This is a genomic window from Runella sp. R5_40, assembly GCF_057652295.1.
In genome coordinates this window covers 55,387-56,154 of sequence record NZ_JBYFCH010000035.1, presented here as the reverse complement: position 1 = coordinate 56,154, position 768 = coordinate 55,387, and the positions used below count along the sequence as shown (strand labels likewise).

General features: G+C 52.6%; 1 pseudogene. It reads right to left on the bottom strand.

Annotated elements, in window-relative coordinates:
• Nucleotides 1-768, bottom strand: a pseudogene (locus AC23N5_RS29840) (hypothetical protein); the annotation flags it as partial.

Genomic DNA, 768 nt, shown 5'->3' with positions numbered 1-768 from the left:
ATACAGCCCGTTGCTACGTCTTTCGCTGTCACATTATAATTCCCCGCATCCAAATTACTGAACGTCGCCGAAGTTTGATACGTACTGCCAAGACTATATTCGATGCCCATCCCAACGGGGGCCGTCACCACAATTGTCCCTTTTGGCGTGGTACACGTCGGTTGTACCGTCACCGAAGCTGTTGGCTGGGCAGGGGCTGATGGCACTGCATTCACCGTCAAAGCCAAACTCGGTGAAATACAGCCCGTTGCTACGTCTTTCGCTGTCACATTATAATTCCCCGCATCCAAATTACTGAACGTCGCCGAAGTTTGGTACGTACCGCCAAGACTGTATTCGATGCCCGTTCCAACGGGGGCTGTCACCACAATTGTTCCTTTTGGCGTGGTACACGTCGGTTGTACCGTCACCGAAGCTGTTGGCGTCGCAGGGGCCGATGGCACTGCATTCACCGTCAAAGCTAAACTCGTTGATATACAACCCGTGGTCGTGTTCTTCGCCGTCACATTGTAGTTCCCTGCGTCCAAATTACTGAACGTCGCCGAAGTTTGGTACGTACCGCCAAGGCTGTATTCGATGCCCGTCCCAACGGGGGCCGTCACCACAATCGTTCCTTTTGGCGTGGTGCACGTCGGTTGAATAGTCACCGAAGCTGTTGGCTGAGCAGGAGCTGATGGCACCGCATTCACCGTCAAAGCCAAACTCGTTGATATACAACCCGTTGCTACGTCTTTCGCTGTCACATTATAATTCCCTGCGTCCAAATTA